Origin of the sequence: Stutzerimonas stutzeri (assembly GCF_000219605.1) — a bacterium.
GTDB lineage: Bacteria > Pseudomonadota > Gammaproteobacteria > Pseudomonadales > Pseudomonadaceae > Stutzerimonas > Stutzerimonas stutzeri.
Genome location: NC_015740.1, coordinates 991294 through 1017994 on the forward strand (window position 1 = coordinate 991294; position 26701 = coordinate 1017994).

28 protein-coding genes are annotated in these 26701 nt (G+C 64.0%); 16 read left to right on the plus strand and 12 right to left on the minus strand.

Annotation, left to right across the window (positions count from 1 at the left end; translation table 11 throughout):
- Positions 1-35: 35 nt before the first annotated feature.
- The 3 genes from PSTAB_RS04640 to tldD are packed head-to-tail and all read left to right on the plus strand — an operon-like array spanning position 36 to position 6170.
- A complete protein-coding gene (locus PSTAB_RS04640; RefSeq protein ID WP_013981917.1) occupies positions 36-3836 on the plus strand; it encodes a YhdP family protein in 3801 nt (1266 codons plus the stop codon).
- A gap of 43 nt (positions 3837-3879) precedes the next feature.
- Positions 3880-4725, plus strand: a complete 846-nt coding sequence (locus PSTAB_RS04645; RefSeq protein ID WP_041771651.1) for a carbon-nitrogen hydrolase family protein — start codon at positions 3880-3882, stop codon at positions 4723-4725.
- A 2-nt stretch (positions 4726-4727) separates the two neighbouring features.
- Entirely contained in the window at positions 4728-6170 is a 1443-nt protein-coding gene (tldD, locus tag PSTAB_RS04650; protein WP_011912211.1) for a metalloprotease TldD, read from the plus strand.
- Between the two features lie 57 nt (positions 6171-6227).
- Here tldD and yjgA read toward each other — a convergent pair whose 3' ends face one another.
- Entirely contained in the window at positions 6228-6749 is a 522-nt protein-coding gene (gene yjgA / locus PSTAB_RS04655; protein WP_011912212.1) for a ribosome biogenesis factor YjgA, read from the minus strand.
- A gap of 115 nt (positions 6750-6864) precedes the next feature.
- Here yjgA and pmbA point away from each other — a divergent pair, with 115 nt between their 5' ends.
- Complete coding sequence (gene pmbA, locus PSTAB_RS04660) at positions 6865-8211, plus strand: metalloprotease PmbA (RefSeq protein ID WP_013981920.1); 1347 nt, start codon at positions 6865-6867, stop codon at positions 8209-8211.
- 50 nt (positions 8212-8261) lie between these two features.
- Here the strand turns inward: pmbA and PSTAB_RS04665 are convergent, their stop codons facing one another.
- The 10 genes from PSTAB_RS04665 to PSTAB_RS04710 form a co-directional block, all read right to left on the minus strand.
- The gene (locus tag PSTAB_RS04665; RefSeq protein ID WP_011912215.1) at positions 8262-8534 is read right to left on the minus strand and encodes an HPr family phosphocarrier protein; all 273 of its coding nucleotides are present in this window, start codon (positions 8532-8534) and stop codon (positions 8262-8264) included.
- A gap of 14 nt (positions 8535-8548) precedes the next feature.
- Positions 8549-9406 (minus strand): RNase adapter RapZ, encoded by an 858-nt coding sequence (gene rapZ / locus PSTAB_RS04670; protein WP_013981921.1) that lies wholly within the window; start codon positions 9404-9406, stop codon positions 8549-8551.
- Between the two features lie 15 nt (positions 9407-9421).
- Positions 9422-9886 (minus strand): PTS IIA-like nitrogen regulatory protein PtsN, encoded by a 465-nt coding sequence (gene ptsN, locus PSTAB_RS04675; protein ID WP_011912217.1) that lies wholly within the window; start codon positions 9884-9886, stop codon positions 9422-9424.
- Between the two features lie 8 nt (positions 9887-9894).
- The gene (gene hpf / locus PSTAB_RS04680) at positions 9895-10203 is read right to left on the minus strand and encodes a ribosome hibernation-promoting factor, HPF/YfiA family (protein WP_011912218.1); all 309 of its coding nucleotides are present in this window, start codon (positions 10201-10203) and stop codon (positions 9895-9897) included.
- A gap of 74 nt (positions 10204-10277) precedes the next feature.
- Positions 10278-11786, minus strand: a complete 1509-nt coding sequence (locus tag PSTAB_RS04685; protein ID WP_041771652.1) for an RNA polymerase factor sigma-54 — start codon at positions 11784-11786, stop codon at positions 10278-10280.
- Between the two features lie 146 nt (positions 11787-11932).
- Positions 11933-12658 carry an LPS export ABC transporter ATP-binding protein gene (gene lptB / locus PSTAB_RS04690; protein WP_013981925.1) on the minus strand — a complete coding sequence of 242 codons (726 nt, stop codon included), beginning with the start codon at positions 12656-12658 and terminating at the stop codon, positions 11933-11935.
- A complete protein-coding gene (gene lptA, locus PSTAB_RS04695) occupies positions 12658-13203 on the minus strand; it encodes a lipopolysaccharide transport periplasmic protein LptA (protein WP_019405607.1) in 546 nt (181 codons plus the stop codon). The genes lptB and lptA overlap by 1 nt, the downstream gene beginning before the upstream one ends.
- Positions 13190-13762, minus strand: a complete 573-nt coding sequence (gene lptC / locus PSTAB_RS04700) for an LPS export ABC transporter periplasmic protein LptC (protein WP_013981927.1) — start codon at positions 13760-13762, stop codon at positions 13190-13192. The genes lptA and lptC overlap by 14 nt, the downstream gene beginning before the upstream one ends.
- Before the next feature lie 8 nt (positions 13763-13770).
- Positions 13771-14295, minus strand: a complete 525-nt coding sequence (locus PSTAB_RS04705) for a KdsC family phosphatase (RefSeq protein ID WP_011912223.1) — start codon at positions 14293-14295, stop codon at positions 13771-13773.
- Positions 14295-15269 (minus strand): KpsF/GutQ family sugar-phosphate isomerase, encoded by a 975-nt coding sequence (locus tag PSTAB_RS04710; protein ID WP_013981928.1) that lies wholly within the window; start codon positions 15267-15269, stop codon positions 14295-14297. Before PSTAB_RS04710 ends, PSTAB_RS04705 begins: the two co-directional genes overlap by 1 nt.
- Positions 15270-15549: 280 nt before the next feature.
- Between PSTAB_RS04710 and PSTAB_RS04715 the strand changes: the two genes are divergently transcribed.
- The 11 genes from PSTAB_RS04715 (at position 15550) to hisC (ending at position 24413) form a co-directional block, all read left to right on the plus strand.
- Positions 15550-16365, plus strand: a complete 816-nt coding sequence (locus PSTAB_RS04715; RefSeq protein ID WP_013981929.1) for an ATP-binding cassette domain-containing protein — start codon at positions 15550-15552, stop codon at positions 16363-16365.
- A complete protein-coding gene (gene mlaE / locus PSTAB_RS04720; protein ID WP_013981930.1) occupies positions 16358-17155 on the plus strand; it encodes a lipid asymmetry maintenance ABC transporter permease subunit MlaE in 798 nt (265 codons plus the stop codon). The genes PSTAB_RS04715 and mlaE overlap by 8 nt, the downstream gene beginning before the upstream one ends.
- Positions 17155-17613: an outer membrane lipid asymmetry maintenance protein MlaD gene (gene mlaD, locus PSTAB_RS04725; RefSeq protein WP_011912227.1), complete on the plus strand. Its 459-nt coding sequence runs from the start codon at positions 17155-17157 to the stop codon at positions 17611-17613. The genes mlaE and mlaD overlap by 1 nt, the downstream gene beginning before the upstream one ends.
- Positions 17614-17624: 11 nt before the next feature.
- Positions 17625-18272: an MlaC/ttg2D family ABC transporter substrate-binding protein gene (locus PSTAB_RS04730; RefSeq protein WP_013981931.1), complete on the plus strand. Its 648-nt coding sequence runs from the start codon at positions 17625-17627 to the stop codon at positions 18270-18272.
- A complete protein-coding gene (locus PSTAB_RS04735) occupies positions 18265-18579 on the plus strand; it encodes an STAS domain-containing protein (RefSeq protein WP_013981932.1) in 315 nt (104 codons plus the stop codon). Before PSTAB_RS04730 ends, PSTAB_RS04735 begins: the two co-directional genes overlap by 8 nt.
- A gap of 13 nt (positions 18580-18592) precedes the next feature.
- Positions 18593-19084, plus strand: coding sequence for a phosphate-starvation-inducible protein PsiE (locus PSTAB_RS04740; RefSeq protein ID WP_011912230.1), 492 nt, complete (start codon positions 18593-18595; stop codon positions 19082-19084).
- 91 nt (positions 19085-19175) lie between these two features.
- Positions 19176-19415: a BolA family protein gene (locus PSTAB_RS04745; protein ID WP_013981933.1), complete on the plus strand. Its 240-nt coding sequence runs from the start codon at positions 19176-19178 to the stop codon at positions 19413-19415.
- Between the two features lie 102 nt (positions 19416-19517).
- On the plus strand, positions 19518-20783 hold the full coding sequence (murA, locus tag PSTAB_RS04750; RefSeq protein WP_013981934.1) for a UDP-N-acetylglucosamine 1-carboxyvinyltransferase: 1266 nt from the start codon (positions 19518-19520) through the stop codon (positions 20781-20783).
- A gap of 237 nt (positions 20784-21020) precedes the next feature.
- The gene (hisG, locus tag PSTAB_RS04755) at positions 21021-21653 is read left to right on the plus strand and encodes an ATP phosphoribosyltransferase (protein WP_013981935.1); all 633 of its coding nucleotides are present in this window, start codon (positions 21021-21023) and stop codon (positions 21651-21653) included.
- 293 nt (positions 21654-21946) lie between these two features.
- A complete protein-coding gene (hisD, locus tag PSTAB_RS04760) occupies positions 21947-23254 on the plus strand; it encodes a histidinol dehydrogenase (protein WP_013981936.1) in 1308 nt (435 codons plus the stop codon).
- 112 nt (positions 23255-23366) lie between these two features.
- Positions 23367-24413 carry a histidinol-phosphate transaminase gene (gene hisC / locus PSTAB_RS04765; protein WP_041771923.1) on the plus strand — a complete coding sequence of 349 codons (1047 nt, stop codon included), beginning with the start codon at positions 23367-23369 and terminating at the stop codon, positions 24411-24413.
- A 46-nt stretch (positions 24414-24459) separates the two neighbouring features.
- Here the strand turns inward: hisC and algW are convergent, their stop codons facing one another.
- Positions 24460-25611, minus strand: coding sequence for a Do family serine endopeptidase AlgW (gene algW / locus PSTAB_RS04770; RefSeq protein WP_011912236.1), 1152 nt, complete (start codon positions 25609-25611; stop codon positions 24460-24462).
- A 153-nt stretch (positions 25612-25764) separates the two neighbouring features.
- Here algW and PSTAB_RS04775 point away from each other — a divergent pair, with 153 nt between their 5' ends.
- On the plus strand, positions 25765-26523 hold the full coding sequence (locus tag PSTAB_RS04775; protein ID WP_013981938.1) for a Nif3-like dinuclear metal center hexameric protein: 759 nt from the start codon (positions 25765-25767) through the stop codon (positions 26521-26523).
- The last annotated feature ends 178 nt before the right edge of the window (positions 26524-26701 follow it).

The window sequence follows — 26701 nt, forward strand, 5'->3', positions numbered from 1 at the left end:
GACCGCCAGGGCCGGGATAACCGGAGCGCATCGGCATGAACCGCCTCGCCGCCTTTCTCGTCACGCTGTCGCGCCAGTTGTTCTGGGTGGCCGCGTTCGGCCTGATTCTGGCTGCGCTTTATGTCAGCCTGGGCCGGCAGCTGGTGCCGCTGGTTGCCGAATACCGCACGGAACTGCAGGAAAGGGTGCGCACCGCCCTCGATATGCCGGTGACATTGGGGCGCCTGGAAGGGCGTTGGGAGGGTCTTGCGCCGCGCCTGCTGGCGCATGACGTGCTGCTGGGCGAGGGCGACAGTGCGATGCGTCTGGATCGCATCGCCGTCGTGCCCGATCTGGCCGGCAGCCTCTGGGCACGCTCATGGCGGCTGAGTTCGCTGGAGTTCAGCGGCGTGCACCTGTCTGTGCTAGAGGGCGAAGATGGCGAATGGCAGGTCAAGGGCCTGCCAGAGCGCGACGATGCGCCGCCGCCCGATCCGCAGAAAATACTCGAGGCGCTCCAGCATATTCGTGGCCTGGCGTTGCTCGACAGCCAGATCACCCTGGAGCCCTTCGGTGATTCACCGCTGACCCTTAGCTACACGGACCTTTCGCTACGCGCCGATGGCAATCGTTTGCGACTGGACGGGCGCAGTGTGCTGCCGGATGGCCAGCCGCTGGCCCTGCGCCTGAACGCGCGCGTGCAGCCGCAGCGTTGGGCGCAGGCTGAGGCGCAGCTGTATCTGAGCCTGCCGCAAAGCGACTGGGCCGCCTGGTTGCCAGGCCGATTGACCGGCGCTTGGCAACTGCAGACGGCGCAGCTGGGGGGAGAGCTCTGGCTGCGCTGGAAGGCGCAGCAGCTCGAGCGTGCCGTGCTGCGGTTGAACGCGCCGCGGCTGCGTGCCGCCTATGCCGAGCATCCGCCGGTCCAGCTGGAGGATCTGGCGGTCGACGCCTACGTCGACCTGACCGAGCAGGGTTATCGGCTGCTGCTCGACCGCCTGGCTTTCGACCTTGAAGGTGAGCGCTGGGGCGACGCGCGCCTGCTGCTGCAGGAGAGTCGGGCCGAGCAGCACTGGCGACTGCAGGCCGATCGGCTGAACGTCGCGCCGATCGCCAACCTTGCGCGTGCGCTGGCGCCGCTGCCCGAGACGGCGGTGGAAACGCTGGGCGCGCTGCAGCCCAGCGGAACGCTGCGCAATCTGCGCGCGGACTTCTACCCCCAGATGGATTCGCCGCAGCGACTGCGCTTTGCGGCCAACCTGGAGCGGATCAGCTTCAGCGCGCAGAACTGGATTCCCGCAGTAGGCAATGGCAGCGGCAGCATCCAGGGTGACCTGGCCAGCGGTGAGCTACGCCTGGACAGCGATGATTTCAGCCTGCATCTGGCGCCTCTTTATCCTGAACCCTGGCACTATCGGCACGGCGCCGGCCGGCTGACCTGGACTCTGGATGAGCAGGCTTTCACCCTCGCCGCCCCCTATCTGCGCGTCGATGGAGAGGAGGGCAGGATCGCCGGCGATTTCCTGATTCGCCTCGCGCGCGATCCCGAAGTCGAGGACTACATGGACCTGCGCGTCGGCCTCAGCGAGGGTGATGCACGTTACACCGAGAAGTACCTGCCGACGAAATCGCCGGCGTTGAGCCCGGCGCTGGTCGATTGGCTCAAGGATGCGATTCGCGCGGGCACCGTCGAGCAGGGCTACTTCCAGTATCAGGGTGCGTTGAACAAAGGTGCCCCCGACAGTGCTCGCAGCATCAGCCTGTACTTCAAGGTGCGTGACGCCGAGCTGGCCTTCCAGCCGGGCTGGCCGGCCCTGCAGCAGGGGCGCGGCGAGGTCCTGGTGGAAGACAGCGGCGTCCGTGTGCGCCTTGCCGAAGGGCGGATTCTCGACAGCCGCGTGCATGACGTGACGGCGGAAGTGGCTCATGTCGGCAGCGGGCAGGTGCCGCAATTGGCGATCAAGGGGCAGGTCAGCAGCAGCCTGCCAGATGCGCTGCGCCTGCTGCAGGAGGCACCGATCGGGACCGGCGAGACCTTCGCCGGCTGGCAAGGGCAGGGCGAACTGGATGGTGCGCTCGATCTGCAGATTCCATTGGGCAAGGGCACGCCACGGGTCGTCGTGGATTTTGCCAGCAGCGATGCGGCGCTACAGATCAAGGACCCAGCGCTGGCGTTCGAGCGGCTCAGCGGCCGATTTCGCTACGACACCGCGCGTGGGCTGAGCGCCGACGAGATTCAGGCACGGCTGTTCGGGCGCGCCGTCAACGGCAAGGCGGTTGCGACCGGTTCGGTCGGCAAGCCGGCCTCGCGCATCGAGGCGCGGGGCAGCGTGGCACTCAAACCGCTGCTGGAATGGCTCGACGTCAAGCAGCCGGTGCCGGCCAGCGGCGAACTGCCCTATCAGTTGCGCCTGGAACTGGCGGCCGAAAGCAGCCAGTTGCAGATCGACTCGTCGCTCCAGGGCCTGCGCATCGACCTCCCGGCGCCGTTCGGCAAGGCTGCCAGCGTGCGGCGCGACAGCACGTTGCGCATGTCCCTGCAGGGTGCGGAGCGACGCTATTCCATACGGCATGACGAGTTGGCCGCGCTGGTCTTCGTCGCGCCCCCTGATGCCTGGGCGCAGGGACGCGGCGAGCTGCGCTTGGGTGGCGGTGCGGCGAATCTACCAGGGCGACCCGGGCTGTACGTCAAGGGGCGCCTGCCGGAGCTGGACTGGAATGCCTGGCGTGCCGTGCTTGATCAGCATGGCAAGGGCGACACGCAGCAGACGACCGGCTCGCTGCTGCGGCAGGTGCAGGTCGATATCGATCGTTTCGAGGGCTTCGGCACCCGTATCGACAGGCTGGGCATCGACCTGCAACGCGGTTCTGCTGCCTGGTCCCTCGGCCTGCGCAGTTCGCTCGTCGGCGGCACGGTGCGTCTGCCGGACGCCGATGACGGCATCATCGTAGCCAACCTGACCCACCTGCGCCTGCCGGCGGCAGAGCCTGGCGAAGCCGCCAGTGCGCGGTCGGATCCCCTGGCCGACGTGGATCCGCAAAGCCTGCCGGCGATGGACCTGGCCATCGAGCGGGTTTCCCTTGGTGACGATCTGCTCGGCGCTTGGGCGCTCAAGCTGCGCCCAGTCGGCACTGGTGTGGAGTTTCGCGATCTCGCGTTGCAGCTCAAGGGGTTGAGGATCAGCGGAAACGGAGGTTGGGGCGCCGGGCAGAGCTGGTACAAGGGTCGGCTGGAAGGCGGCAACCTGGCCGACGTGCTGCTGGCCTGGGGCTTTGCGCCCTCGGTGACCAGCGAAAGCTTCCGCCTGGATGCCGACGGGCGCTGGCCGGGCTCGCCAGCCTGGTTCGCCATGGCGCGCTATTCCGGCAGCATGCAGCCCCGACTGCGCAAGGGGCAGTTCGTCGAGGTGGACGGCAGCGCGCAGGCACTGCGGGTGTTCGGCGTGCTGAATTTCAACTCCATCGGCCGCCGGCTACGGCTGGATTTCTCCGATCTGTTCGGCAAGGGCCTCAGCTACGACCGGCTGGACGGCAGCCTGCAGGCCGATGCTGGCGTTTTCACTACCCGCGAACCGATCACCGTCAGCGGGCCGTCGAGCAATCTGGAGCTGGATGGCACGCTCGACATGGCGCGCGACGAGATCGACGCCAAGCTGCTGGTTACGTTGCCGATCAGCAACAACCTGCCGCTGGCAGCGCTGATCGTCGGTGCGCCAGCGATCGGCGGCGCGCTGTTCGTGGCTGACAAGCTGCTGGGTGATCGCGTCGCGCGCTTCGCCAGTGTGCAGTACGACGTCAAGGGGCCGTGGCAGTCGCCGAAGATCAGTTTCGACAAACCTTTCGAGAAGCCCAACTGAGCCGGGTTCGCAGCGGGCTTCGCATCTCACTAGCGGGGAGCCTATGTCCTTAGCCGTGATTCAAATGGCCACCGGGGCCGAGGTCGCGCACAACCTGGCCCAGGCGCGGCAATTGCTCGAACAGGCGGCGGAGGCCGGTGCGCGTCTGGCGGTGCTGCCGGAAAACTTCGCTGCCATGGGCCGCAATGATCTGCCGAGCCTCGGCCGCGCCGAGGCCATGGGCGAGGGCCCGATCCTGCCGTGGTTGAAACAAGCCGCCCGCGACCTCAGGTTGTGGATAGTCGCCGGGACCCTGCCGTTACCGCCCGACGATTGCCCGCAGGGCAAGCCCAACGCCTGCTCGCTGCTCATCGACGAGCAGGGGCAGCGGGTGGCGCGTTACGACAAGCTGCATCTATTCGACGCGGATGTCGCCGACAGCCGCGGCCGATATCGCGAGTCCGATGACTATGCGGCGGGCAGTCAGGTGGTGGTGGCCGATACGCCGCTCGGAAGGCTGGGCATGAGCGTGTGTTACGACCTGCGCTTTGCCGAGCTGTATACCGCTTTGCGGGCGGCGGGCGCGGAATTGATCAGCGTGCCCTCGGCGTTTACCGCGGTGACCGGCGAGGCCCACTGGACCGCGCTGATTCGCGCGCGGGCCATCGAGACCCAGTGCTATGTCCTGGCGGCGGCACAGGGCGGCGAGCACCCTGGTGGTCGCATCACCCATGGGCATTCGTCTATCGTTGACCCATGGGGCCGGCTGCTGTGCGAGCAGCCGAGCGGTGAGGCGGCTCTGCTTGCCGAGCGAGACGCAATCGAGCAGGCCGCTATCCGCCAACGCATGCTGGTGCAACGTCACCGCCGATTTTCCGTACCGTGCCTGGGCACGGAACCTTTGGAGTAGATATGAGTGAACTGCTGTTACCCGTCACCGAGCGACTGCTGACCCCCGGAGGTCTGGGACTCGACGATCTGCCCGGTTTGCTGGGTGAGCTCGCCGGCCCCGGCGTGGATGCCGCGGACCTGTATTTCCAGGACCAGGTATCCGAGTCCTGGGTGCTCGAGGATGGCATCGTCAAGGAAGGCGGGTTCCACCTCGAGCAGGGCGTGGGCGTACGGGCGCTGTCGGGGGAGAAGACCGGCTTTGCCTACAGCAATGCGATCACTGCCGATGCCCTGCGTCAGGCCGCGCAGGCCGCCCGCTCCATCGCCCGTAGCGGGCAGCAGGGGCAGGTCAAGGTGCTCGGCAGGGCGGCCTTCGCGCCGCTGTATCATCAGGATAATCCGCTGGATGGCCTGAGCCGCGCCGAGAAGGTGGACCTGCTCAAGCGCATCGACGTAGCCACCCGTGCGCTGGACCCACGCATCAAGCAGGTCACGGTGAGCCTGGCGGGCGTATGGGAACATATTCTCGTCGCTGCCATGGATGGCGGACTGGCGGCGGATATCCGCCCGCTGGTGCGCTTCAACGTCAGTGTGATCGTCGAGCAGAACGGCCGCCGGGAGCGCGGAGGGCAGGGCGGTGGCGGGCGCACCGGGTATCAGTACTTCCTCAGCGAAGACCGCGCCATGGGCTATGCCCGCGAAGCGCTGCGCCAGGCGCTGGTCAATCTCGAGGCGGTGCCAGCGCCGGCCGGTTCGCTGCCGGTGGTGCTGGGGCCGGGCTGGTCCGGCGTGCTGCTGCACGAGGCCGTCGGCCACGGCCTGGAAGGCGACTTCAACCGCAAGGGCAGCTCAGCCTACAGCGGCCGCATCGGCCAGCAGGTCGCGTCGAAGCTGTGCACCATAGTTGATGACGGCACCCTGGCCGACCGCCGCGGCTCGCTCAGCGTCGACGACGAAGGTACGCCGACGCAGTGCACCACACTGATCGAGAACGGCATCCTCAAGGGCTATATCCAGGACAAGCTCAATGCGCGCCTGATGGGCGTCGCACCGACCGGCAATGGTCGCCGCGAGTCTTACGCGCATCTGCCCATGCCGCGCATGACCAACACCTACATGCTGGCCGGCGAAAGCGACCCCGAGGAGATCATCCGCTCGGTGAAGAAGGGCATCTACTGCGCCAGCCTCGGCGGCGGCCAGGTGGACATCACCAGCGGCAAGTTCGTCTTCTCCACCAGTGAGGCCTATCTGGTCGAAGACGGCAGGATCACTGCGCCGGTCAAGGGTGCGACGCTGATCGGCAACGGTCCGGAGGTGATGAATCGCGTGTCCATGGTGGGCAACGACCTGGCACTGGACAGCGGAGTCGGCACCTGCGGCAAGGATGGCCAATCGGTGCCGGTCGGCGTCGGCCAGCCGACGCTGAAGATCGACGAAATCACGGTGGGGGGGACCGGCGCTTGACGCTGCCGGTCATCAGGTGCCGACTCGGGGTCAGCCGGCACATGAGAAAGGACCTGTTTATCGCAGGCCGCGCTTGGTCTCGTCCAGGTCGCGGATGTATTTGAAGATCTTGCGGCTGGCAGCCGGCGGCTTGTTGCGCGCCGCTTCATGCTGGGCGTGGCGGATCAGCCCGCGCAGATGCTGGCGGTCGGTTTCGGGGAATTCGACGACGAAGGCTTCCAGCGTCTCGTCATTGCCGGCGATGAGCCGGTCGCGCCAGCGCTCGAGGGCGTGGAAGCGTTCGTTGTACTGGCGGGTCGAGGCGTCGAGTTGATCGACCAGGGCGACGATGGCATCGACATCCTGATCACGCATCAGCTTGCCGATGTACTGGATGTGCCGTTTGCGGGCGATATGCGCCTTGTGCTTCGGGGCGTCGGCCAGGGCCTTGTGCAGCGCGTCGCTGAGCGGCAGCCGGGCGATGAGGTCGGGTTTGAGCGTGGTCAGGCGTTCGCCGAGTTCCTGCAGGGCGAGCAGTTCGCGCTTGACCTGGGATTTGCTTTTTTCGTCGAAATCATCGACGTCGGAGTGTTCAGACATGGGGATGGTCCACTAGGAAATGCCGCCATGATAGCAGCAGCCCTGGCAGCAGGCTCCCGACTGGCCGCGCCGGGCTGCAATTGATTTGAGTGCAGGTGTTGTTTTGGGAGTGCTTATGAGTGAAGTAGACGGCATCGGTCCGCATGCGCTGCCCGGTTTGCGCGAGAAGGTCGAGCGCATCATCGAGGAAGCGCGGCGGCAGGGCGCCAGCGCCAGCGAGGTCTCTGTCTCCATGGAGCAGGGGCTGTCCACGACGGTGCGCCAGGGTGAAGTGGAAACGGTCGAATTCAATCGGGACCAGGGTTTCGGCATTACCCTCTATGTCGGCCAGAGCAAGGGCTCGGCCAGCACCACCGGCAGCGGCGACGAGGCCATCCGGGAAACCGTGGCCGCCGCGCTGGCCATCGCCAGGCACGCTTCGCAGGACGAGTTTGCCGGCCTGGCCGACGCCACGCTGATGGCTCGGGAGCTTCCCGATCTGGATCTCTACCATCCATGGTCGATTACCCCGGAGCAGGCGATCGAGCAGGCGCTGAGTTGTGAAAGCGCGGCGTTCGACTTCGATGCACGCATCCGCAACGCCGACGGCACCAGTCTCAACACCCATCAGGGCTGCCGTGCCTACGGCAACAGCAATGGCTTTATCGGCGGTTATTGCAGCACACGGCACAGTCTGAGCTGCGTGATGATCGCCGAAAGCGAAGGCCAGATGCAGCGCGACTACTTCTACGACGTCAACCGTATCGGCGAGGCGCTGATCGATCCACAGACCATCGGCCGGCGCGCAGCCGAGCGTGCAGTGCGGCGCCTGGGCGCGCGACCGATCCCGACTTGCGAGGTGCCGGTGTTGTTCGCGCCGGAGCTGGCGACGGGGCTGTTTAGCCATTTCATCGCCGCCATCTCCGGCGGCAACCTGTATCGCAAGGCCTCCTATCTGGAGGACGCACTGGGCCAGACGCTGTTCCCCGAATGGCTGAGTCTCGACGAACGCCCACATATCCCGCGTGCGCTTGGCAGCGCCAGCTACGATGGCGATGGCCTGGCGACCTACGCCAAGCCTTTCGTGGAAAACGGCCGCCTGATTTCCTATGTGCTTTCGACCTATTCCGGGCGCAAGCTGGGCATGCCGAGCACTGCCAACGCGGGTGGCGTGCACAACCTGTTCGTCAGCCACGGTGAGGAAGATCAGGCTGCCCTGCTGCGACGCATGGGGCGCGGCCTGCTGGTGACCGAGCTGATGGGGCAGGGACTGAATCTGGTCACCGGTGACTATTCACGCGGCGCCGGCGGCTACTGGGTGGAGAACGGCGAGATCCAGTTCCCCGTGCAGGAGGTGACCATCGCCGGCAATCTGCGCGACATGTTCCGCCAGATCGTCGCCATTGGTTGCGACATCGAGACGCGCGGCAACGTGCGGACCGGCTCGGTGCTGATCGAGCGAATGATGGTGGCCGGGAAGTAAGCGGGAGGGTGTGGCGTGCTCGCTGCGAGCACGCCCGAATGGGCGGACGGCTATTCGCCTTCTTCGAAGTAGTCGTCGATCAACGCCACGAGGGCGTCCAGGGCTTCTTCTTCCTGCTCGCCATCGGCATGCAGATGCACCGTAGTGCCCTTGCTGGCGGCCAGCATCATGACGGCCATGATGCTCTTGCCGTCGACCAGCGTGGCGGGACAGCGGCCCACCCGGATCTTGCAGGGAAAGCGGTTGGCGACGGCGACGAACTTGGCCGCCGCACGCGCGTGCAGGCCAAGCTTGTTGATGATGGTGACTTCGCGGGCGGGCATGGGTTTACGTATTCCTAGGCGAGATCCCGGTGACGGACCTGCAGGTTCTTCAGCGGCTCCTTGAGCGCCAGACCGAGTCGCTCGGCTAGGTACACCGAGCGGTGATGGCCTCCGGTGCAGCCGATGGCGATGGTGACGTACGCTCGGTTGCTGGCGGCGAAGCGTGGCAGCCATTTGCTCAGGTAAGCGTGGATGTCCTGAAACATCTCCTCCACATCGGACTGGGCGGCCAGATAGTCGATCACCGGCTGATCGAGCCCGGAGAAGTCGCGCAATTCGGCCTTCCAGTACGGGTTGGGCAGGCAGCGCACGTCGAATACCAGATCGGCATCGACCGGCATGCCGCGCTTGAATCCGAACGATTCGATGAGAAAGGCCGTGCCTGGCTCAGGCTTGTTGAGCAGCCGCAGCTTGAGCATGTCGCGCAGCTGATAGAGGTTCAGGTGCGTGGTGTCGATCTTCAGGTCGGCATGATCGATGATTGCCGCCAGCAGCAGCTCCTCGTCACGAATCGCCTCGGCCAGCGAACGGCTTTCGTTGGTCAGCGGGTGGCGCCGACGGGTTTCGGAGAAGCGCTTGAGCAGGGTTTCGTCGTCGGCATCCAGATACAGCACGTCGCACTGAATATGCCGGGCGCGAACCTCTTCGAGCAGTTCGGGAAAACGCTTGAGCTGGCTGGGCAGGTTGCGCGCATCGATCGACACGGCAACCTGTGGGTGCAGCAGTTCGGTGTGCAGCAGGGCGCGCTCGGCAAGCTCGGGCAGCAGGCCAGCGGGCAGGTTGTCGATGCAGTAGAACCCGTTGTCTTCGAGTACGTTCAGCGCGGTGCTCTTGCCCGAGCCCGAACGCCCACTGACGATGATCAGTCGCATCTGTACCCCATCGCGCTAGCCACCGTTCTGCACATCCACGACGACCTGGTACAGGCTGTCGTTGCTGGGTGCCTCGCGCAGACGTTGCCGTACCTCTTCACGGTCGAGCATGCTGGCGATCTGGCGCAGCAACTCGAGGTGCTCGTCGGTGGCCGCCTCCGGGACCAGCAGCACGAACAGCAGATCGACCGGGGCGCCATCGATGGCGTCGAAGTCCACCGGCGTTTCCAGGCGCAGCACGGCACTCACGGGGGCATTGCAGCCGACCATGCGGCAGTGCGGAATGGCGATGCCATTGCCGAAGCCGGTCGAGCCCAGCTTTTCACGGGCGATCAGGCTTTCGAAGATGGTCTGGGAGTCGAGGTCGGAAAGGTCCTGGGCGATCACCTTGGCGATCTGCTCCAGGACGCGCTTCTTGCTACCGCCCGGGACGTTCACCAGGGAACGTCCGGGGGTCAGGATGTTTTCGAGTCGGATCATAATGAGCGTCAGCGGGTGACGGCACCCTGGGTGTGGTCGAGCTGCTTCTCCTTGTGCTTGATCAGCTGACGGTCGAGCTTGTCGACCAGCAGGTCCACGGCAGCGTACATGTCTTCGTGTTCGGCATTGCCCACCACTTCGCGACCGGCGACGTGCAGGGTGGCTTCGGCTTTCTGCTTGAGTTTCTCGACCTGCAGGACCACTTGGACGCTGATGATGCGGTCGAAATGACGGGCCAGTCGGTCGAATTTCTCCTCGATGTAGTCACGCAGGGCATCGGTAACTTCCAGATGAACACCGCTGATGTTGACTTGCATACTGCTATCTCCTTTGCCTTGTGCGAAGAGCAGGTCTTGAGGCCTGCCGCCGGGACAGTTCGACCAGTGGCCGATCACAGCAATCGTTTACGCTCGCTGGACGGTGCGATACCGAGCGACTCGCGGTATTTCGCAACGGTGCGGCGGGCCACCTGGATGCCCTGCGCCTCCAGTAAACCAGCGATCTTGCTGTCGCTCAACGGCTTTTTCGGGTTTTCCGCGGCGACCAGCTTCTTGATGATCGCGCGGATCGCGGTGGACGAACATTCGCCGCCTTCCGCCGTGCTGACGTGGCTGGAGAAGAAGTATTTGAGTTCGTAGATGCCACGCGGCGTATGCATGTATTTCTGCGTGGTGACGCGGGAAATCGTCGACTCATGCATCCCCACGGCTTCGGCGATGTCGTGCAGCACCAGCGGCTTCATCGCCTCGTCGCCGTGTTCGAGGAAGGCACGCTGGTGCTCGACGATCTGGGTGGCGACCTTCATCAGTGTTTCGTTGCGACTGAGCAGGCTCTTGATGAACCAGCGCGCTTCCTGCAGCTGGTTGCGCATGAAGGTATTGTCGGCACTCGAATCGGCGCGCTTTACGAAGCTGGCGTACTGGGCATTGACGCGAAGTCGGGGCATGGCGTCCTGGTTGAGCTCCACCAACCAGCGATCGTTGTGCTTGCGTACGATGACGTCCGGCACCACGTACTCCGGCTCGCTCGCCTCGATCTGCGAGCCCGGGCGCGGGTTGAGGCTCTGGATGAGCTCGATGACCTGGCGCAGCTCGTCTTCCTTGAGCTTCATGCGGCGCATCAGCAGGCTGTAGTCGCGGCTACCCAACAGGTTCAGATGGTCACTCACCAGCCGCTGGGCTTCGCTGAGCCAAGGGGTGCGGTCAGGGAGCTGGCGCAGCTGCAGGAGCAGGCATTCGCGCAGATCCCGTGCGCCGATACCGGCAGGTTCGAACTGCTGTACGCGGCGCAGCACGACTTCGACCTCGTCGAGCTCGATTTCAAGCTCCGGGTCGAAGCTGTCCACGATTTCCTGCAGAGACTCCTCGAGATAGCCCTGATCGTTGATGCAGTCGATCAGTGTGGTGGCGATCAGGCGGTCGGTGTCGCTCATGGGGGCGAGGTTGAGCTGCCACAGCAGATGGCTCTGCAGGCTGACACCGCTGGAGGTACGGCTGGTGAAGTCCCATTCGTCGTCGTCGTTGCTCGGCAGGTTGCTGGCGCTGGTCTGGTAAATGTCTTCCCAGGCGGTGTCGACGGGTAGCTCGCTGGGAATGCGCTCACCCCAGTCGGCCTCGTCGAGGCCTTCGCCGCTGTGCGAAGGCTCTTCATAGGTGCTTTCCTGAGTGCTGATCTTTTCGCTACCAGCGTCGCTCGAACGATCGACGGCCTTGGCCATGGGGTCGGAGCCGTCGAAGTCGTCACCGTCCTCTTCACGCTCGAGCATGGGATTGGAGTCCAGCGCTTCCTGGATCTCCTGTTGCAGATCGAGGGTGGAAAGCTGGAGGAGCCGTATGGCCTGTTGCAGCTGCGGTGTCATCGTCAGCTGCTGGCCCATCTTCAGGACTAGCGATGGTTTCATGGCAGAGGACTTCGAACCTTGTATGCCGGCGCAACCGCGCCTGTTCCGACATGCGGCGCTCGAGGCGCCGATGAAAGCAAATTATATGCCTGCCGACGAAGCCTTTGCCTAGAGGCGATTTGCCGAGCCGAGCAAAAAATCCGCTCTTACAGTCGGAATTCGTGGCCCAGGTAGACTTCCTTGACCAGCTGGTTGGCGAGGATGCTCTGGGCATCGCCTTCGGCGATCAGCTGGCCGTCGTTGACGATGTACGCCGTCTCGCAGATGTCCAGAGTTTCCCGAACGTTGTGGTCGGTGATCAGCACCCCGATGCCCTTGGCCTTGAGGTGGTGGATGATCTGCTTGATGTCGCCCACCGAGATCGGGTCGACACCGGCGAAGGGTTCGTCGAGCAGGATGAACTTCGGCGCCGTAGCCAGGGCGCGGGCGATTTCCACGCGACGGCGCTCGCCGCCGGACAGGCTCATGCCGAGACTGTCGCGGATATGGTTGATGTGGAATTCCTGCAGCAGGCCTTCCAGTGCCTGCTGGCGGCCACCGCGGTCCAGATCCTTGCGGGTCTCGAGAATCGCCATGATGTTGTCGGCGACCGACAGCTTGCGGAAGATCGAGGCTTCCTGCGGCAGGTAACCGATGCCGGCACGGGCCCGGCCATGCATCGGAAGGTGGGTCACGTCGTTCTGGTCGATCAGCACGCGACCCTGATCGGCATTCACCAGTCCGGCGATCATGTAGAAGCAGGTAGTCTTGCCGGCGCCATTCGGGCCAAGCAGGCCGACGATCTGCCCGCTCTCGATAGACAGGCTGACGTCGCGAACGACCTGCCGGCTCTTGTAGCTCTTGGCCAGATGCTGGGCTTTGAGGACGGCCATTACTGGGGCTGCTCCGCGGCCTGCTCGCGCTTGCGTGGTTGGATGACCATGTCGACCCGCGGACGCGGCGTGCTGACGTCGGTATTGGTGGCGCGGCCGGCGTTGACGATCTGGCGGCGGGTGTCATAGACGATCTTCTCGCCTTCGAAGGTGTTGCCTTCCTGGACGACCTTGGCCTGGTCGAGCAGCACGATGCGCTCGTTGGCGGCAAAGTACTGGATGGTCAGGCCGTAGGCCTTGACGATCTCCTTGTCCACGGCCGGCTTCTGCTCGTAGTAGGCCGGCTTGCCGATGGAGGTGAAGACTTCCACATCGCCATTGCTGTCCTGGGTGATGGTGACGGTGTCGCCGGTGATCTTCATGGTGCCCTGGGTGATCACCACATCGCCGCGGTACACGGCCACGCCCTGTCGGTCGTCCAGTTCGGCCGAGTCAGCCTGTACGCGGATGGGCTGTTCACGATCCTCGGGAAGCGCCCAGGCACTGGCGCCGAGCCAGAATGCGCTCAAACCGAGCAGGAGGGGGAGAGTCTTAACGCAGCTCATGCTGGCCTCTTACGTTGGACAGCAGGAGCATCCTGCCGTCATCCAGATACGCTTTCATGCCGGTCGCCGTGGTCACGCCATTGGCGGCGTCGATTCTAACGGCTTGATTGGTCTCGGCATAATCCTTGTCCGGCCACACCGTCAGCCGGCTGGTGGTGAGAATCGTCGGACGGCCCTTGGCGTCGGTCCGCTCGACCCGGACCTTGTCGATCAGCAGGACCTCGTCACCCTCCGCCGAAACCTCTCCGCGCTCGCTGCGCACATGCCAGGGGTGCTCGCCGCCGCGGTAGGACAGCAGGTCGGGTTTGGTCAAGAGGCTGACGTCGCTGGCCTTGATGTGTTCGACCTTCTCCGCGGTCATCTCGTAGTTGCGCTTGCCATCCGCCTGGTACTGGACCGTACGTGAATTGATCACATAGAAATCCACATCCGGTGTCTCGCCGCTGGCCACGGTTGGCTGCTGCATGAAACTCTCCGGACGGATGTTCCAGTAGCCGATGGCCACCAGAACGGCAGCGATCAGCGTGAGCAGGGCGGGAAAGCGCAGTTTGCGGAGCATCCAGACCTCTACAGATAGGCGTTCTGAGCGGCTGCCAGGGTGCCCTGGGCGCGCATGATCAATTCGCAGAACTCACGTGCCGCGCCTTCGCCGCCGCGTGCCTGGGTCACGCCGTGAGCGTGGTCGCGCACGAAGGCGTCGGCGCTGGCGACCGCCATGCCCAGGCCGACGCGGCGGATCACCGGCAGATCAGGCAGGTCGTCACCGAGATAGGCCACTTCAGAGTAGCTCAGCCCGAGTTCGGCCAGCAGCTCGTCGAGAACCACCAGCTTGTCTTCGCGCCCCTGATACAGGTGCTGAATGCCGAGGTTCTGCGCGCGGCGCTCGACCACTGGCGTCTTGCGCCCACTGATGATAGCGGTGCGCACGCCGGAGTTGATCAGCATCTTGATGCCGTGGCCGTCCAGGGTGTTGAAGGTCTTGAATTCGCTGCCGTCGGTGAGAAAGTACAGGCGACCGTCGGTCAGTACGCCATCCACATCGAAGATGGCCAGGCGGATGTCACGTGCGCGCTGCAGAAGATGTTCGTGCATTACATGACCCCCGCACGCAGCAGGTCGTGCATGTTCAGGGCGCCGATGGGCAGCTCCTGTTCATCGATCACTACCAGTGAGCTGATCTTGTGGTCTTCCATGATCTTCAGTGCCTCGGCAGCCAGCATCTCGGCATTGGCGGTCTTGCCATGAACGGTCATGACCTCGTCGATGCGGGTCTGGCGCACGTCCACGCCCTTGTCCAGGGCGCGACGCAGGTCGCCATCGGTGAAAATCCCGGCCAGGCGCCCGTCGGTCTCGACGATCACGGTCATGCCCAGCCCTTTCTGCGTCATTTCCAGAAGGGCATCGCGCAGCGAGGTGCCGCGGAGCACGCTGGGGAGACGTTCGCCAGTGTGCATGACGTGTTCGACCTTGAGCAGCAGGCGTCGGCCAAGGGCACCACCGGGATGGGAAAAGGCGAAGTCTTCGGCAGTAAAGCCGCGAGCCTCGAGCAGGGCAATCGCCAGGGCATCGCCGAGCACCAGGCTGGCGGTGGTGGAGGAGGTCGGTGCGAGGTTCAGCGGGCAGGCCTCGATAGCCACGCTGGCATCCAGGTTCACTGCTGCAGCCTTGGCCAGTACCGAGCTGGGGTTGCCGGTCATGCTGATAAGGGTGATGCCCAGGCGCTTTATCAACGGCAACAGGGTGACGATCTCGCTGGTGGTGCCGGAATTGGAAAGCGCCAGTACCACATCGTCCGGAGTGATCATGCCCATGTCGCCGTGGCTGGCCTCGGCGGGGTGCACGAAGAAGGCGGCGGTGCCGGTGCTGGCCAGGGTGGCAGCGATCTTGCGACCGATATGCCCCGACTTGCCCATGCCGACCACAACGACACGGCCCTTGCAGGCGAGGATCAATTCGCAGGCTTGTACGAAGCTGGCATCGATACGCGCGTTCAGCTGCTCAACTGCCTCGATTTCCAGGCGAATGGTGCGCTGCGCGGTTTCGATCAATTGACTGCTTTGGCTCATGGCTGGCGAGGTCGTCCGATTAAAAGGCGAGGATTATAGCGAGATTCGACTTGTGGCTCATGGAAAATGTGGCAGGTGCCAGGGCGGCGCCCCCAGCGCTGTGTACATCACCAAGCTGAACCCTGGCTGAACAGGCGTCTCGCTGGTCATCTGCTGAAACGCTCATTGGTTGGGCGGCCCCTGGCGCGGTGCTATAGTGCGCGCCCGAAAACGGTCAGGCAGAAGTATCCCGGCGTCATCGGGAGCCGTCTGTTTCGCAGACTGCATGCAAGGAGACCAGATGAGCGCCTGCAACGACTACGCGGTCGAGCTGAAGGGAGTAACCTTCAAGCGCGGCGAGCGCAGTATTTTCGATAACGTCGACATCGCGATCCCGCGAGGCAAGGTCACGGCCATCATGGGGCCGTCCGGCTGTGGCAAGACGACCCTGCTGCGGCTGATCGCTGCGCAGCTGATGCCTGCACGCGGCGAGGTCTGGGTGGCGGGCAACAACCTGCCGAGCCTCTCGCGCAGCGAGCTGTTCGACATGCGTAAGCAGATGGGCGTGTTGTTCCAGAGCGGAGCTCTGTTCACCGATCTCGACGTGTTCGAGAACGTCGCCTTTCCGCTGCGCGTGCATACCCGGCTGCCTGACGAAATGATCCGCGACATCGTGCTGATGAAATTGCAGGCGGTGGGTTTGCGGGGCGCCATCGAGCTGATGCCCGACGAACTGTCCGGTGGCATGAAGCGGCGTGTCGCGCTGGCGCGGGCCATCGCGCTGGATCCGCAGATTCTCATGTATGACGAGCCGTTCGCCGGTCAGGACCCGATCGCGATGGGCGTGCTGGTCCGCTTGATCCGTTTGCTCAACGATGCGCTGGACATTACCAGTATCGTGGTGTCCCACGACTTGGCCGAAACCGCCTCCATCGCCGATTACATCTATGTGGTCGGCGATGCTCAGGTGCTTGGCCAGGGCACGCCGGCCGAGCTGATGGAGTCGGACAATCCACGCATCCGGCAGTTCATGAAAGGCTCGGCGGACGGCCCGGTGCCCTTCCACTTTCCGGCGCCAGCCTACGCCGATGACCTGCTCGGAGGCGCCGATGCGTAAGCGTTCGTTGATGGACCGGATCGCCCTGCTCGGGCGTGCCGGCCTGGATGTGCTGGCGGCGCTGGGGCGCTCGACGATCTTCCTCGTTCATGCACTGTTTGGCCGCAGCGGCTTGCGCAACGGCTTTTCGCTGCTGGTCAAGCAGCTGTACTCGGTCGGCATGCTGTCGCTGGCGATCGTCGTCGTGTCCGGTATTTTCATCGGCATGGTGCTGGCGCTGCAGGGCTACAACATCCTCAGCAGCTATGGCTCCGAGCAGGCGGTCGGGCAGATGGTGGCGCTGACGTTGCTGCGCGAACTCGGCCCGGTGGTCACCGCATTGCTGTTCGCCGGTCGCGCAGGCTCCGCACTGGCGGCCGAGATCGGCAACATGAAATCCACCGAGCAGCTGTCGAGCCTGGAGATGATTGGCGTCGATCCGCTGAAGTACATCATCGCGCCGCGTCTGTGGGCCGGCTTCATTTCCCTGCCACTGCTGACGCTGATCTTCAATGTGGTCGGCATCTGGGGCGGAGCGATGGTCGCCGTGGACTGGCTCGGCGTATACGAAGGGTCGTTCTGGGCCAACATGCAGAACAGTGTCGATTTCCATTCGGATGTGCTCAACGGCGTGATCAAGAGCGTCGTCTTTGCACTGGTCGTGACCTGGATCGCGGTGTTCCAGGGCTACGACTGCGAACCGACTTCCGAGGGGATCAGTCGTGCCACCACCCGGACCGTGGTGTATGCCTCGCTGGCAGTACTCGGCCTCGATTTCATTCTGACCGCGTTGATGTTTGGAGATTTCTGATGCGTATCCGCACACTGGAAATGGGTGTCGGCCTGTTCCTGCTTGCCGGCCTGCTGGCCCTGCTGCTGCTGTCGCTGCGCGTCAGCGGACTGAGCGTTGGCAGTGCCGATACCTACAAGCTGTATGCCTATTTCGACAATATTGCCGGTTTGACTGTCCGATCCAAGGTGACCATGGCGGGTGTGACCATCGGCAAGGTCACGGCGATCGACCTCGATCGCGACAGCTACACCGGTCGGGTGACCCTGGAAATCCAGGAAGACGTGAACATCCTGCCGGCTGACTCCACGGCGTCGATCCTGACGGCTGGTCTGCTGGGCGAGAAATATGTCGGAATCAGCGTGGGCGGCGACGACGAAGTGCTCAAGGATGGTGACACCATTCAGGACACCCAGTCTTCGCTGGTACTCGAGGATCTGATCGGCAAGTTCCTGCTCAATTCTGTGAATAAAGATTGAAGGAGACATTCATGATCACTGCCCTGCGTCGCGGTCTGCTGGTTCTGCTGGCCGTGTTGCCCCTGTTCTCCCATGCCGCGCTGACCGCGCATCAGGTGATCCAGAAGACCACCGACGAGTTGCTGGCCGACCTGAAGGCCAACAAGGAGCAGTACCGCAGCGATCCGGCGGCCTTCTATGACTCGCTCAACGAGATTCTCGGTCCGGTGGTCGATGCCGACGGGATCTCGCGCAGCATCATGACCGTCAAGTATTCGCGCAACGCCAGTCCCGAGCAGATGAAGCGCTTCCAGGAGAACTTCAAGCGCAGCCTGATGCAGTTCTATGGCAACGCCCTGCTCGAGTACAACAACCAGCAGATCCGCGTATTGCCGCCCAGCGGCAAGCAGGACCCCAAGCGCACCAGCGTCGGCATGGAGGTGGTGGGGCGCCAGGGCGAGATCTATCCGGTGTCCTACACCATGGTCAATGACGGCGAATGGCGCGTGCGCAACGTGATCATCAACGGCATCAACATCGGCAAGCTGTTCCGCGACCAGTTCGCCGACTCTATGCAGCGCAACGGCGGTGATCTGGACAAAACCATCGATGGCTGGGCCGAGGTCGTGGCGCGTGCCAAGGACACCGAGGCTGGACAGCAGGCAGTCGGCGATGAGTGAGGCCCGGATCGAGCGCGGTGGAGAAGGCGAGTTGCGCCTGATCGGCGTGCTGGATTACCGCAGCGGCCCGGCCTTGCGTGAGGCTGGTCGGGCGCTCATCGCCGGCAGCCGGGCGCCGTTGACGCTGGACTGCTCGGCGGTCGAGCGTTCCAGCAGTGTCGGGCTGTCGCTGCTGCTGGCCTTCATGCGCGATGCCAAGGCTGCGGGCATCGATCTGCGCGTCAGTGCATTGCCAGGCGATATGTACAAGATTGCCAAGGTGTCCGGCTTGTTGGATATCCTGCCGCTGGAAGCTTCCCGGGTTTAGAAAAGGATGCCGTATGAAACTGCGCTGGGCGGAAAATCTGCGCGATAGCCTGCACGAGCTGGCCGAGTCCCTCGGCAATCTGCTGGTCGAGAGTTTTCACTACCTGGCGCTGTTCGCCATCGGCGCCGTGACGGCCTGGGCGGCAGTCATGGCGTTTCTCGGCATGGTCGAGAAGGGCCATATCACGATCGATGACATTCTTCTGCTGTTCATCTATCTCGAGCTGGGCGCGATGGTTGGCATCTATTTCAAGACCAACCACATGCCGGTGCGCTTCCTTATCTATGTGGCGATCACCGCGCTGACCCGCCTGCTGATTTCCGATATTTCCCATCACCACCGTCCGGACATGGGCGTGGTCTATGTGTCCGGCGCGATCCTGCTGCTGGCGCTGGCGATCCTGGTGGTGCGCTTCGCCTCCTCGCGCTTCCCTGCCGTGCAGAGCGACAGCGGGCTGTCCCGGCATCGGCGCGAGCGTGATCAGGGGGCCGAAACGCTGGATTGAGATCTGTGCGCGAGGTTCGGGGTTCGCAGCCTTCGGGCTTTTTTGTATGATGGCCGGCCCGTGCGCGTCCTGCGCCCGATCGAGGTAGAACATGCAGGCCCTAGAAGTGAAGAATTTCCTGGAAGCGAAGATTCCGGGAACCCAGGTGGAAGTGGAAGGCGAAGGCTGCAACTTCCAGCTCAATGTGATCAGTGATGAACTGGCCGCCCTGAGCCCGGTGAAGCGTCAGCAGCAGATCTACGCTCATCTCAATCCATGGATCGCCGACGGCAGCATCCACGCCGTCACCATGAAGTTCTTCAGTCGCACAGACTGGGCCGCGCGCGCCTGATCGCTCAGGCCCGCGCAACCAATCATTCCAGGCAGAGCGCGTCTCGATGACCGCGCCGCCCCCTTCGACAGTGCTTCGAGCCTCCGGCTTACGGGTATATCCATGGACAAACTGATCATTACCGGCGGCATTCGCCTCGATGGCGAGATTCGCATTTCCGGCGCGAAGAACTCCGCTCTGCCGATCCTGGCCGCCACCTTGCTGGCCGACACCCCGGTTACCGTCTGCAACCTGCCGCACCTGCACGACATCACCACGATGATCGAGCTGTTCGGCCGCATGGGCGTGCAGCCGATCATCGACGAGAAGCTCAGCGTCGAAGTCGACGCCAGCAGCATCAAGACTCTGGTGGCGCCGTACGAACTGGTGAAGACCATGCGTGCGTCGATCCTGGTGCTCGGCCCGATGGTTGCGCGTTTCGGCGAGGCGGAGGTCGCGCTGCCCGGTGGTTGCGCCATCGGTTCGCGTCCGGTCGACCTGCACATCCGCGGACTCGAGGCCATGGGCGCGCAGATCGACGTCGAGGGCGGCTACATCAAGGCCAAGGCGCCGGCCGGCGGCCTGCGTGGCGCGCACTTCTTCTTCGACACCGTCAGCGTGACCGGTACCGAGAACATCATGATGGCCGCTGCGCTGGCGAACGGCCGCAGCGTGCTGGAAAACGCCGCGCGTGAGCCGGAGGTGGTCGATCTGGCCAACTTCCTCAACGCCATGGGCGCCAAAGTGTCCGGCGCCGGCACCGATACCATCGTCATCGATGGTGTCAAGCGCCTCGGTGGTGGTCGCTACAGCGTGATGCCCGACCGTATCGAGACCGGAACCTATCTGGTCGCCGCTGCGGCGACTGGCGGGCGTGTACGTCTGAAGGATACCGACGCGACGCTGCTCGAGGCCGTGCTGCACAAGCTGGTGGAGGCTGGCGCGCATATCGATACCGGCAGTGACTGGATCGAGCTGGACATGAAGGGCAAGCGGCCGAAGGCGGTCAATGTGCGCACCGCGCCGTACCCGGCATTCCCCACCGACATGCAGGCGCAGTTCATCGCCCTGAATGCCATCGCCGAGGGCACCGGCACGGTCATCGAAACGGTCTTCGAAAATCGCTTCATGCACGTCTACGAGATGAATCGCATGGGTGCGCAGATTCTCGTCGAGGGCAATACCGCCATCGTCACGGGCGTCGATCACCTCAAGGGTGCCCCGGTCATGGCGACCGACCTGCGTGCGTCGGCGAGCCTCGTGATCGCCGGTCTGGTGGCCGAAGGCGATACGCTGATCGACCGCATCTACCACATCGATCGTGGCTACGAGTGCATCGAGGAGAAGCTGCAGTTGCTGGGGGCGAAGATTCGCCGCGTTCCCGGCTGATAGCGATCTGCTGCGCGTCGGTCATGCTGCGTTAAAAACAGGCTCGGAATTGCTCATTTACAGCTAGTACACTCTGCTTCCTCGCCTGTTTGACTCGCTGGCGCTCACCCTTCGGACCAGCCTTCGGCTGTTACTCTCGGTGGTCGTTGCGCCTTGCATGACTCAGTTCGCAAGAACGCCGTTGGTTATTTGGTCGTCCCATCAAGGTTGGCCGTTGCCGTTCAAGGAAAACGCTCCATGCTCACCATCGCCCTGTCCAAAGGCCGCATCCTCGACGACACCCTGCCGTTGCTGGCTGCTGCGGGTATCGTACCCACCGAGAACCCGGACAAGAGCCGCAAGCTGATCATTCCAACCACCCAGGATGACGTGCGGCTGTTGATCGTTCGCGCCACCGACGTACCGACATACGTCGAACATGGTGCGGCTGACCTCGGCGTCGCTGGCAAGGACGTGCTGATGGAGTACGGCGGCCAGGGCTTGTACGAGCCGCTCGATCTGAAGATTGCCAACTGCAAGCTGATGACCGCCGGCAAGGTCGGCGCGCCGGAGCCCAAGGGGCGTCTGCGCGTGGCTACCAAGTTCGTCAATGTCGCCAAGCGCTACTACGCCGAGCAGGGCCGCCAGGTCGACATCATCAAGCTGTACGGCTCCATGGAGCTGGCCCCGCTGGTGGGGCTCGCCGACAAGATCATCGACGTGGTCGACACCGGCAACACCTTGCGCGCCAACGGTCTGGAGCCACAGGAGCTGATCGCCACCATCAGTTCGCGTCTGATCGTGAACAAGGCTTCGATGAAGATGCAGCATGCGCGTATCCAGGCGCTGATCGACACCTTGCACGCGGCGGTCGAGCAGCATCAGCATTGATGCGCCTCGCGGTCTTCACCGCGCCTGCCTATTCGTGCCATAGCTGAAATTCTCGGGTGCCCGCACGGTGGGCTTGATATTCTAGCGGCGCCTGAGAACCTGGCCGAAGGACGACGGTGCGTCGGTACTGCGGCCATGGGAGCAGGCTCGGAAGGCCCATCTACAGCTCAACAGCTCATTAAAGGTGCGCCTCCTCGCCAGTTCTGCCCAGCATTGCTTTAGCGCGCGAGACGCTGCACAGGTCTCGAAAGCCAGTTTGTCGATCCGAAGCCCAGCCAACCATGAGGCCCACCATGACCGCTCCTTCCGCCATTCGCCGACTCAACGCTGCCGATGCCGACTTTGCCCGTCATCTGGACCATCTGCTGAGCTGGGAAAGTGTTTCTGATGACGGTGTGAACGAGCGGGTCCTCGAGATCATCAAGGCCGTGCGCGAGCGTGGTGATGCAGCGGTTGTCGAGCTGACCCAGCGCTTCGATGCTCTGGAAGTCGCCTCCATGGCGGACCTGATCCTGCCGCGCGCGCGCCTGGAGCAGGCGCTCGAGCGGATCACGCCAGCGCAGCGCGAGGCCCTGGAGATCGCCGCCGAGCGCGTACGCAGCTATCACGAGCGGCAGAAACAGGACTCCTGGACCTACACCGAGGCCGACGGCACGGTGCTCGGTCAGAAGGTCACCCCGCTGGATCGCGCCGGCCTCTACGTGCCGGGCGGCAAGGCTTCCTACCCATCTTCAGTGCTGATGAATGCCATCCCGGCCAAGGTCGCCGGCGTGCCCGAGGTGGTCATGGTGGTGCCCACACCGCGCGGCGAGGTCAATGAGCTCGTGCTGGCTGCTGCCTGCATCGCTGGCGTAGACCGCGTCTTCACCATTGGCGGTGCGCAGGCCGTCGCAGCATTGGCCTATGGCACGGAGAGCGTACCGCCGGTGGACAAGATCGTCGGCCCGGGCAATATCTACGTCGCCACGGCCAAGCGCCACGTGTTCGGCAAGGTCGGCATCGACATGATCGCCGGGCCGTCGGAAATTCTCGTGGTCTGCGATGGCCAGACCGATCCGGACTGGATCGCCATGGACCTGTTCTCCCAGGCCGAACACGACGAGGATGCGCAGTCGATCCTGGTCAGCCCGGACGCCGCTTTCCTCGATCGCGTCGCCGAGAGCATTGCCCGTCTGCTGCCGACCCTGGAGCGCGCCGACATCGCTCGCACCTCCATCGAGGGCCGCGGCGCGCTGATCCAGGTGGCCGACATGCAGCAGGCCATCGAGGTGGCCAACCGCATCGCCCCTGAGCACCTGGAACTTTCGGTCGCCGAGCCGGAACAATGGCTGCCGCAGATTCGTCATGCCGGTGCGATCTTCATGGGACGCTACACCGCCGAGGCGCTGGGTGATTACTGCGCAGGGCCCAACCACGTGCTGCCGACCTCCGGCACCGCGCGCTTTTCCTCGCCGCTGGGCGTTTACGACTTCCAGAAGCGCTCGTCGATCATCAATTGCTCGGCCGAGGGCGCTTCGGCGCTGGGCAAGGTGGCATCGGTTCTGGCCCGTGGTGAATCGCTGACCGCTCACGCGCGCAGCGCCGAGTACCGGATCAAGTAAGCCGTAAGGTGGGAGCGAGGCCGCCGGCCCCTTCCGCCTGATGTCACTGGTGGAAAGCGTCACGCGATTTCCACCCTACGCCAAGCAGATCGAATTCGAGGAGAGAAGGGCGGTGAGCAAATTCTGGAGCCCCTTCGTCAAGGACCTGGTGCCCTATGTGCCGGGCGAGCAGCCCAAGTTGAGCAAGCTGGTCAAGCTCAACACCAACGAGAATCCCTATGGCCCGTCGCCGCGGGCAATCGCCGCCATGCAGGCGGAAATCAACGACGGCCTGCGGCTGTATCCTGACCCCAACGGCGAGCGCCTGAAGCAGGCTGTAGCGGACTACTACGGTGTGCAGATGGCGCAGGTGTTCGTCGGCAACGGCTCGGACGAAGTGCTGGCGCATGCCTTTCACGGCCTGTTCCAGCATGGCCGCCCGCTGCTGTTTCCGGACGTGACATACAGCTTCTACCCGGTCTATTGCGGCCTGTACGGCATCGACTACCAAGCCGTTGCGCTGAACGAGCAGTTCCAGATCGACGTGGCGGATTATCAGCGGCCGAACGGCGGCATCATCTTTCCCAACCCGAACGCCCCGACTGGTTGCCTGCTGCCGCTTGAGGCTATCGAGCGATTGCTGCAGGCCAATAGCGAGTCCGTCGTGCTGGTCGACGAGGCCTATGTGGACTTCGGTGGCGAGTCGGCGATTGCGCTGGTCGATTGCTACCCGAACCTGCTGGTCACCCAGACGCTTTCCAAGTCACGCTCGCTGGCCGGCCTGCGGGTCGGCCTGGCGGTAGGACATCCGGACCTGATCGAGGCGCTGGAGCGGATCAAGAACAGCTTCAACTCCTACCCGCTGGACCGCATCGCCATCGCCGGCGCGGCTGCAGCGTTCGCGGATCGTGAGTATTTCGAGCAGACCTGCCGGCAGGTCATCGCCAGCCGCGAGGCGGTGGTGGCGGCGCTTCACGAGCGCGGCTTCGAGGTGCTGCCGTCGGCGGCGAACTTCATTTTCGCGCGTCACCCTCAGCGCGACGCCGCCGCCATCGCCGCAGCGCTGCGCGAGCAGGGCGTGATCGTGCGTCACTTCAAGCAGCCGCGAATCGAGCAGTTCCTGCGCATCACCATCGGCACGCCGGAACAGAACCAGGCTCTGCTCGAGGCGCTCGGCTAACGCAGGGCGGGCGCGTCCTCCGGTGGTTTTTCGGGGGCGTCCCGGGTTACTTCGGCGCCACTGGCGGGCGCATGCCCACTTCCGCCGTCAACGTCAGCGGTTTGCCGTTGCGCAGAATGTCGATATCGATCTTCTCGCCTGGGCGGGCGCGGGCAACCTGGTTCATCGAGCTGCGTCCGTCGGCCGACTGTACGCCGTCGATGCTCAGGATCAGGTCGCCCGGCTGCAGCCCGGCACGAGCAGCCGGACCGTCGCGGTAAACGCCCGCGACGACGATGCCCGGGCGGCCTTCCTGGCCGAACGACTCGGCAAGCTCCTGGGTCAGCGATTGCACCTCCACGCCGAGCCAGCCGCGAATAACCTGGCCGTGTTCGATGATCGATTTCATCACCTCCAGCGCAAGCTTCACCGGGATGGCGAATCCGATGCCCTGCGAACCGCCGGACTCGGAAATGATGGCGGTGTTGATGCCGATCAGGTTGCCTCCGGCATCCACCAGCGCGCCACCCGAGTTGCCACGGTTGATCGCAGCATCGGTCTGGATGAAGTCCTCGTAGGTATTGAGGCCCAGCTGGTTGCGACCGGTGGCGCTGATGATGCCCATGGTGACGGTCTGCCCGACGCCGAAGGGGTTGCCTATCGCCAGGGTGACGTCGCCTACGCGAATGCGGTCGGAATGGCCGAGCGTGATGGCGGGCAGGTCGGCCAGGTCGATCTTGAGCACGGCGAGGTCGGTTTCCGGATCGCTGCCGATCACCCGGGCCAAGGTTTCGCGGCCGTCCTTGAGCGCTACCACGATCTGCTCAGCGTTGGCCGTCACATGGTTGTTCGTGAGCAGGTAGCCTTCCGAACTCATGATCACCGCTGAGCCGAGGCTGGACTCCATCCGCCGCTGCCTTGGCAGGTTGTCGCTGAAGAAGCGCTGGAACAGGGGATCCTTGGATAGCGGCGGCTGCTGCTCGGTCTTTTCGATAACCTTTGTGGTGTACAGGTTGGCAACGGCCGGTGCGGCCCCGGCCACGGCATTGGCGTAGGAGTACGGACCCTGCTGCGGCGCGGCGGCCACCAGCGGCGCCTGTTGCAGGCCGAGGTCGTGCTCCTTGAGTCCTACCAGCTGCGGATAACGCTGGATGATCAGCAGTGCTACGAGTAGACCGACCAGCAGCGGCCAGCCGAGGAAACGCAGGGCATTGAACATCGCGCGGGAGTCCGGACAGAGTTGCGGGCATGGGGAGTGCCCCTTAAGGTGGCGGCATTATACGAAGCTGTGACCGAAATGCAGCTTCATCCGTAAGATCGATTCGGTCGCGCTGTTCGACTGCTGCGCGCCGGCTGCGACGAAGGGGAACCCATGCCAGTAGCACTCACCACCCTGGTACAGGAGGCGGACCGGTTTCTCGATGCCGCCAGGATCGCCGATTACTGCCCCAACGGACTGCAGGTCGAAGGGCGGCCGCAGGTCGCCCGGATCGTCAGCGGCGTGACCGCCAGCCAGGCACTCCTGGACGCTGCGGTCCAAGCACAGGCGGATGTGGTGCTGGTGCATCATGGCTACTTCTGGAAGAACGAGGACGCCCGTGTCGTGGGCATGAAACAGCGCCGCCTGAAAACCCTGCTGAGCCACGATATTTCGCTGCTGGCCTACCATCTGCCCCTGGATGTGCATCCTGATGTGGGCAACAACGTGCAGCTGGCCGCCCTGCTTGGTCTGAGCGTCGAGGGGCCGCTGGAGCCCGGTAATCCGCGGTCGGTCGGCCTGGTCGGCTCGCTGCCCGAGTCGCTGGCACCGGGCGAGTTCAAGGCGAGGATCGGACAGGCGTTGGGCCGCGAGCCGCTGATGGTCGACGGGCACAGGCCGATCCAGCGCGTGGCCTGGTGTACCGGCGCGGCCCAGGGTTATATCGAGCAGGCAGTGGCCGCCGGGGTGGATGCCTATATCACCGGAGAGATTTCCGAGCCCACCGCACATGTCGCGCGGGAGAACGGCCTCAGCTTCTTCGCCGCCGGTCATCACGCCACAGAGCGATACGGGGTGCGTGCGCTGGGCGAGTACCTTGCCCGGCATTTCGGCATCGAGCACCGCTTCATCGATTGCGACAATCCGGCCTGAGCCGATCCGCACTGTCGCATCACCGTGCTTCCGGCGCCTGCCATTTGCCTGCGTCGGAGCGGCTTCGAGTCGGTATAAATCTATAGCTTTTAGGTCTAAAAGGCGGCCTGATTAGAATCTATGGCCGTGTTAGAGTTGCGCCCAATTCACGGCCGTCTGGCCGTCAACCTGCAAAATC